Below are 7334 nucleotides of genomic sequence, written 5' to 3'. Positions count from 1 at the left end.
CCGGCCGAGCGCAGCAGGCCCTCGACGTTCTGGATGCGCTGCTTGGCCCGGTCCTGGAACTGCATCGCCACGATCGCCGCCGACACGTCCTGCGTGATGGCCTGCGTGGTCTCGGCGGTCTGCTGCAGGATGCCCGCGACCTGGGCGTTCTGCTCGACCAGCGCCCGCATCACCATGCGGACGCGCGTCTCGGCGGTGCGGCTCTCCTCGGACATGTCGATCGCCGCGATGTCGCCCAGCAGGGCATGGCTGCCGCGCAGGCCGGCCGCCATGGTGCCGATCTGCTGCTTGATCACGTCCGACAGCGCGTTGATGGTCGTGGCGAGGCCGCGCACCTCGTCGGCGACCACCGCGAAGGCCGCGCCGCTGGCGCCGGCCCGGGCCGCCTCGATCTTGGCGTTCAGGGCGAGGAGGTTGGTCTGGCGGTTGATCCGCTCGATCTGCGCGACGCTGCCCTCGACCGACGTCAGGCCCTCGAGCACCCCCGTGAGCCCCTGGGCGAGGGTCGAGCCGCGGGACGACATCAGGGTGATCCGCTCGATCAGCGCGGTGAGCGTCTCGCCGAGGCCGGCGGCGACGTCGCCGAGCTGCAGGGTCTTGTCGTCGATCTGGACGGTCTGAACCGAGGCGACGAGCCCCCGGACGATCTCCGACTGCTCGCAGGTCGAGGCGGCGATGTTCTGGAAGCGGTTGGACAGGCCGTGGACGTTGGCCTCCACGTCGGTGGAGACGATCCCGAGTTCGGCGACGAGGGCGTCAAGCAGCGCCCGCTGCTGCGCCGAGAGGCCGAGCCAGGCCTGGAGCAGGTCGGCCGCCCCCGCGGCGGGCGCCGGCTCGGCCGGCATCGCGACGTGCGGCGGCACGGGCTCGGACTCGATGGATGGCGCGGCCGCCTCCGCGGGCGGGGCCGGCGGGATCGCGGCGCCGGGCGCCGCGCCCGATCCGGGCCGGTCTTCGACCCGGCCATCCACCCGGCCATCGGGCCGCAGCTCGGAACGCATCTGGGGCCGGCGAAACCGGCCCGGGACCTGCCTGAGAATGTCGTGGGCGGCTTGGAAGGACATCGGCGGGCGGATCTCTCGGCGTCGACCGATGCGCGCGGGTCAAGCGGCAATCCGACGGTCGGTGCCCGCCCGAGGCTAAGGATCGCCGTTAAAGAAAGCGTTATCGGTCGGCCGAAGGCTGCAACGGGAGACGCAGATCGCAGTATTAGCCCAGGAAGACTATTCAATGCAGGGCAGACCTCCGTCCTGTGCTGGACCCGCCCCCGCGTCAGCCGCCCTCGATTGGCCGAACCTTCAGGAAGAATTTACCCGCCACGGTGTTGACTCGAACGGGGCGGCGCGTCGCCCCGCAAGTCTGTCGTCGAGGTCACGAACCCGCATGTCCGAGGCTCCCGCCCTCACGCTCGCTCCCGACTGCACCATCCGGACCGTCCGGTCGCTGCAGGACACGCTGGCGGCGGCGCTCGCCGGCGCGGCGCACCTCACCCTCGACTGCGCGGCGGTCGAGCGCGCGGACATCACCTTCGTCCAGATCGTACTCGCGGCCGACAAGGCGGCGCGGCGGCGCGGCGCCGGCGTCGCGCTGGTCAACGTCCCTCCGGCGGTGGAGAGCGCGTTCCGGCGCGCCGCGATCGCACTCCCCAGCGCGCCGGTCCTCTAGGCGCGCACTCCAGGCGCAAGAACGGAATACGTGTCATGGCCATTGTCCTCGCCGTCGACGACTCGCCCAGCATCCGGCAGATGATCAAGGTGGTGCTCGGCCCGGCCGGCCACACGGTGATCGAGGCCGGCGACGGCGCCGAAGGCCTCGCGAAGGCCCGGAGCGAGAGCGTCAACCTCGTCATCACCGATCTCAACATGCCGGTGATGAACGGGCTGGAGATGATCAAGCAGCTGCGGACTCTGCCGAGCTGCACGGGCGTGCCGATCCTCTTCCTGAGCACGGAATCCGACGAGGGGATCAAGCAGCAGGCGAAGGCGGCCGGGGCGACCGGCTGGATCACCAAGCCGTTCAAGCCCGAGCAGCTGCTCGCCGTCGTGGGCAAGCTCGTCCGCGCCTGAGGCCGCGCGGCCGGGACGGCCGCGCCCCGCCCCGCCCCGCCCCGCGCGGCGGGCCTGCGGAACGCGGTGCAATCGGCTATGGACCTGGATCGACCGGCCGGGACGCCTCCGGCCGCGGGGTCTTCCAGTTCGCGGGCCTTCCATGCTGAATACCGGTTCGAACGCGCCGACCGAGGACGGCAAGAGCCTGGAACGGGCCCTCGGGCACCAGGTCCGCGCCCTGCGCCGCGAGCGGGAACTCTCAGTCGCCGATCTCAGCGCGGCGGCCGGCATCTCGCCCGGCATGGTCTCGAAGATCGAGAACGGGCAGATCTCGCCGTCGCTCGCCACGGTCAACGCGGTGGCGAAGGCGCTCAACGTGCCGATCACCACCCTCTTCGCCGCCTTCGAGGAGAGCCGCGACTGCTCCTACGTGAAGAAGGGCACCGGGGTCGTCATCGAGCGGCGCGGCACGAAGGTCGGGCACATCTACGAACTGCTCGGCGCCGGCATCCGCGGCGAGACCGTGCTCGAGCCCTACCTCATCACCCTGGAGGAGGATGCCGAGGTCTATACCGGCTTCCGCCACGCGGGCATCGAGTTCATCTACATGCTGAGCGGCGAGGTGAGCTACCGCCACGCCGGGCAGGATTACCACCTCAAGCCGGGCGACGCGCTCCTGTTCGACGCCGAGGCGCTGCACGGGCCGCAGGCGCTGATCAAGCGGCCGATGACCTACCTGTCGATCATCGCCTATCCCCGGCAGTGAACGCGGCGCGCCCGCCTGCCCGACCTCGCCGCAGCCGGTGGCTAATTTCTCGGCAGGAAATTTTAGTGATCCTCAGTTGACGAATCCGGGACGCCGTGCGAGCCGTAGGCCGGCAGGCGGCACGGAGTTCGCAGCGTCATGTGCGGGATCGTCGGACTATTCCTGAAGACTCCGAGCCTGGAACCGCAGCTCGGCGCGCTGCTCTCCACGATGTTGGGGACGATGACCGATCGCGGCCCCGACAGCGCCGGCTTCGCCGTCTACGGCGACGCCGCCGCCGGGGTGAAGCTCACCTTGCGCGGGGCGGATGCGCGGGCGCTGGCCGCCGTCGTGACCCGGCTCGAGGCCGAGACGGGCCAGGACTGCGCGGCGCGCGCGCGGGATACCCACACGGTGCTGAGCGTGGACGCGGCGGCGGCGGACGCGGTCCGCGCCTGGCTCGCGGACCACGCGCCGGAGATCGACGTCGTCTCCGCGGGCCGGCGGATGGAGATCTACAAGGAGGTCGGCCTGCCCGCCGCGGTGGCGGACCGCTTCGACCTCGCCGGCATGGCGGGCAGCCACGGCATCGGCCACACCCGGATGGCGACCGAGAGCGCCGTGACCACGAACGGGGCGCACCCGTTCTCGACGGGGCTCGACGAGTGCCTCGTCCATAACGGCTCCCTGTCCAACCACAACGACCTGCGCCGGCGGCTGCGCCGGGAGGGCGTGCACTTCGCCACCAGCAACGACACCGAGGTCGCCGCCGGCTACCTGAGCTGGCGGATGCGCGCCGGCGCCTCCCTCGAGGAGGCCCTGCAGGCGAGCCTGACCGATCTCGACGGGTTCTTCACCTTCGTGGTCGGCACCCGGACGGGCTTCGCGGTCCTGCGCGACCCGATCGCCTGCAAGCCCGCCGTCATGGCCGAGACGGACGCCTACGTGGCCTTCGGCTCCGAGTACCGCGCCCTCGTGGGCCTGCCCGGTATCGAGGCCGCCCGGGTCTTCGAGCCGGAGCCCGCCAAGGTCTACGCCTGGGAGCGCCACTGATGCCGACCGTCGACCTGCGCGCCGAGCCGCTGCGCGCCCTGAACCGCGCCCTCCACGCCCTGCGTCCCGACACGAACGAGACCCGCTGGACGGTGGTGAACCCGGACGGACGGCACGCCATCGCGGCGGGCCTCGACGCCCCGGTCCACGTCGAGATCGAGGGCAATGCCGGCTACTACTGCGCCGGCATGAACAAGCGGGCCACCGTCGTGATCGGCGGCAATGCCGGGGTCGGCGTCGCCGAGAACATGATGTCGGGCGTCGTCCACGTGCGCGGCGACGCCAGCCAGGCGGCCGGGGCCACCGCCCAGGGCGGCCTGCTCCTGATCGACGGCAATGCCGGGGCGCGCTGCGGCATCTCGATGAAGGGGGTCGACATCCTCGTGAAGGGGTCGATCGGCCACATGTCGGCCTTCATGGCCCAGGCCGGAACACTGACGGTGCTGGGCGATGCCGGCGAGGCGCTGGGGGACTCGCTCTACGAGGCCCGGCTCTACGTCCGCGGCGCGGTGACGAGCCTGGGCGCCGACTGCGTCGAGAAGCCGATGGGCGACGCGCACCGGGAACAGCTCTTCGCCAAGCTCGCGGCCGCGGGCCTCGCGGGCGAGGTCGATCCGGGCGAGTTCCGCCGCTACGGGTCCGCGCGCAGCCTCTACCACTTCCACGTCGACAACGCCGGAGCCTACTGATGGCCGAGACGCCCCCGCGCACGGTCCCGCGCACCTCGGCGACCTTCACCCCCGAGGTCATGGCGGAGATCCGCCGGGCAGCCGCGACCGGCATCTACGACATCCGCGGCGCCGGCGCGAAGCGCGCGCTCCCGCATCTCGACGACCTGCTGTTCCTCGGCGCCTCGATCAGCCGCTACCCGCTGGAGGGCTACCGCGAGCGGTGCGGCACCGAGGTGGTGCTGGGCGACCGCTTCGCCGCGAAGCCGATCCGCCTGAAGACCCCGGTGACCATCGCCGGCATGAGCTTCGGCTCCCTCTCGGCCAACGCCAAGGAGGCCCTCGGCCGGGGCGCGAGCCTCGCCGGGACCTCGACCACCACGGGCGACGGCGGCATGACCCCGGAGGAGCGGGGCCACTCGCAGACGCTGGTCTACCAGTACCTGCCCTCCCGCTACGGCATGAACCCGGACGACCTGCGCCGGGCCGACGCCATCGAGGTGGTGATCGGCCAGGGCGCCAAGCCCGGCGGCGGCGGCATGCTGCTCGGGCAGAAGATCACCGAGCGGGTCGCCGGGATGCGCTGCCTGCCGCCGGGCATCGACCAGCGCTCGGCCTGCCGCCACCCGGACTGGACCGGTCCGGACGACCTCGCGATCAAGCTCGAGGAGTTGCGCGAGATCACCGACTGGGAGAAGCCGATCTACGTGAAGGTCGGGGCGAGCCGCCCCTACTACGACACCGCCCTCGCGGCGAAGTCCGGCGCCGACGTCGTCGTGCTGGACGGCATGCAGGGCGGCACCGCGGCCACGCAGGACGTGTTCATCGAGCATGTCGGCATCCCGACCCTGGCGGCGATCCGGCCCGCCGTGCAGGCCCTCCAGGACCTCGGCCTGCACCGGAAGGTCCAGCTCGTGGTCTCCGGCGGCATCCGCTCCGGCGCCGACGTCGCCAAGGTGCTGGCGCTCGGCGCCGACGCGGTGGCGATCGGCACCGCGGCGCTGATCGCGCTCGGCGACAACGATCCCCGCTGGGAGGCCGAGTACGCGGCGCTCGGCACCACGGCGGGCGCCTACGACGACTGGCACGAGGGCAAGGACCCGGCGGGCATCACCACGCAGGATCCGGAACTCGCCCGGCGGCTCGACCCCGTGCTCGGCGGCCGGCGCCTCGCCAACTTCCTCGCCGTCATGACCCTGGAGGCGCAGACCATCGCCCGCGCCTGCGGCAAGAGCCACCTCCACAACCTGGAGCCCGAGGACCTCGTGGCCCTGACGATCGAGGCCGCGGCCATGGCCCAGGTCCCGCTCGCCGGGACGGACTGGATCCCCGGCAAGGCCGGGCCATGAGCGCCGGGCCATGAGCGCCGGGCCATGAGCGCCGGGCCATGAGCGCCGGGCCATGAGCGCCGCGCTCTGACGACCGCGCTCCGAGAGACCGGGGCCGCCGCCGGGCGACCCCTCCCCCGTTCCGGCCCTCGTCGGCCCTAGTGAGGGTGCACGCGATGTCGCTCGATCTCGAGACCGCCGCCAAGGAGCGCGGCATCAAGTACTTCCTCGTCTCGTACACCGACCTGTTCGGGACCCAGCGGGCCAAGCTGGTCCCGGCCGCGGCGATCGCCAGCACCTGTCGGAACGGCGCGGGGTTCGCGGGCTTCGCCACCTGGCTCGACATGAGCCCGGCCGATTCCGACCTCCTCGCGATCCCCGACGCGGACGCGCTGATCCAGCTGCCCTGGCGCCCCGAGGTCGGCTGGCTGCCGGCCGACCTCGTCATGGACGAGCGCCCCGTCGAGCAGGCGCCCCGCAACCTGCTGAAGCGCCTGATCGCCGAGGCGGCGGATCTCGGCCTCGCGATGAAGACCGGCGTCGAGTGCGAGTTCTTCCTGATCACCGCCGACGGCGCCGAGCCCGCCGACATGTCCGACCGGCAGACGAAGCCCTGCTACGACCAGTCGGCGCTGATGCGGCGCTACGACGTGATCAGCGAGATCTGCGACGCGATGCTCGCCCTGGGCTGGAACCCCTACCAGAACGACCACGAGGACGCGAACGGCCAGTTCGAGATGAACTGGGACTACGACGACGCCTTGGTCACCGCCGATCGCCACGCCTTCTTCAAGTACATGACCCGCTCGATCGCCGAGAAGCACGGCCTGCGCGCGACCTTCATGCCCAAGCCATTCGCGGAGCTGACCGGCTCGGGCTGCCACGCCCACGTCTCTCTCTGGCGGGACGGGCGGAACGTCTTCGCCGACCCGTCCGACCCGACCGGCCTGTCGCCGACGGGCTACCACTTCATCGGCGGCCTGATCCACTCGGCCGACGCGCTGGCGGCGATCACCAACCCCTGCGTCAACTCCTACAAGCGGATCAACGCGCCCCGGACCAATTCGGGGGCGACCTGGGCGCCCAACACGGTGACCTATTCGGGCAACAACCGCACCCACATGATCCGCATCCCCGGGCCGGGGCGGTTCGAGTTCCGCCTCGCCGACGGGGCCGTCAACCCGTACCTGCTCCAGGCGGCGATCCTGGCGGCCGGCCTCGACGGGATCCGCAACCACCGGGATCCGGGCCCGCGCCTCGACATCAACATGTACACCGACGGCCACACGGTCGAGGGCCTGAAGCGGCTGCCCCTCAACATGCTGGACGCCCTGCGCGCCCTGTCGGGCAGCGCGATCCTCGGCGAGGCCCTGGGCCCCTTCGTGCCGAGCTATCTCAAGCTGAAGAACGAGGAGTGGAACGCCTACTGCCAGCACCTCACCCAGTGGGAGCGGGACACGACCTTGGATTGCTGAAGCCGCGCGGAACGGCC

General features: G+C 71.6%; 8 protein-coding genes. 7 read left to right on the top strand and 1 reads right to left on the bottom strand.

Going from position 1 to position 7334, the window contains the following annotated elements:
* Window positions 1-1064 (bottom strand): methyl-accepting chemotaxis protein (locus tag ACTJK8_RS16420; protein ID WP_440762231.1); only part of this gene is annotated, 1064 nt, incomplete at its 3' end.
* A gap of 319 nt (window positions 1065-1383) precedes the next feature.
* Between ACTJK8_RS16420 and ACTJK8_RS16415 the strand changes: the two genes are divergently transcribed.
* From ACTJK8_RS16415 to glnT, 7 genes are all read left to right on the top strand, one after another.
* Complete coding sequence (locus ACTJK8_RS16415; RefSeq protein WP_012321724.1) at window positions 1384-1665, top strand: STAS domain-containing protein; 282 nt, start codon at window positions 1384-1386, stop codon at window positions 1663-1665.
* A 35-nt stretch (window positions 1666-1700) separates the two neighbouring features.
* Entirely contained in the window at window positions 1701-2066 is a 366-nt protein-coding gene (locus tag ACTJK8_RS16410; protein WP_440762230.1) for a response regulator, read from the top strand.
* 142 nt (window positions 2067-2208) lie between these two features.
* Window positions 2209-2814 (top strand): helix-turn-helix domain-containing protein, encoded by a 606-nt coding sequence (locus ACTJK8_RS16405; RefSeq protein ID WP_012321722.1) that lies wholly within the window; start codon window positions 2209-2211, stop codon window positions 2812-2814.
* Window positions 2815-2952: 138 nt separating this feature from the next.
* The gene (locus tag ACTJK8_RS16400) at window positions 2953-3846 is read left to right on the top strand and encodes a class II glutamine amidotransferase (protein ID WP_012321721.1); all 894 of its coding nucleotides are present in this window, start codon (window positions 2953-2955) and stop codon (window positions 3844-3846) included.
* Window positions 3846-4535, top strand: coding sequence for a protein glxC (locus tag ACTJK8_RS16395; RefSeq protein WP_012321720.1), 690 nt, complete (start codon window positions 3846-3848; stop codon window positions 4533-4535). Before ACTJK8_RS16400 ends, ACTJK8_RS16395 begins: the two co-directional genes overlap by 1 nt.
* The gene (locus ACTJK8_RS16390; RefSeq protein WP_209650882.1) at window positions 4535-5863 is read left to right on the top strand and encodes an FMN-binding glutamate synthase family protein; all 1329 of its coding nucleotides are present in this window, start codon (window positions 4535-4537) and stop codon (window positions 5861-5863) included. The genes ACTJK8_RS16395 and ACTJK8_RS16390 overlap by 1 nt, the downstream gene beginning before the upstream one ends.
* Window positions 5864-6018: 155 nt before the next feature.
* On the top strand, window positions 6019-7317 hold the full coding sequence (glnT, locus tag ACTJK8_RS16385) for a type III glutamate--ammonia ligase (protein ID WP_012321718.1): 1299 nt from the start codon (window positions 6019-6021) through the stop codon (window positions 7315-7317).
* Window positions 7318-7334: the final 17 nt, after the last annotated feature.

It is taken from the genome of Methylobacterium sp. 22177, assembly GCF_052045615.1.
Lineage (GTDB): Bacteria > Pseudomonadota > Alphaproteobacteria > Rhizobiales > Beijerinckiaceae > Methylobacterium > Methylobacterium radiotolerans.
This window is presented reverse-complemented; position numbering and strand designations above follow the sequence as displayed.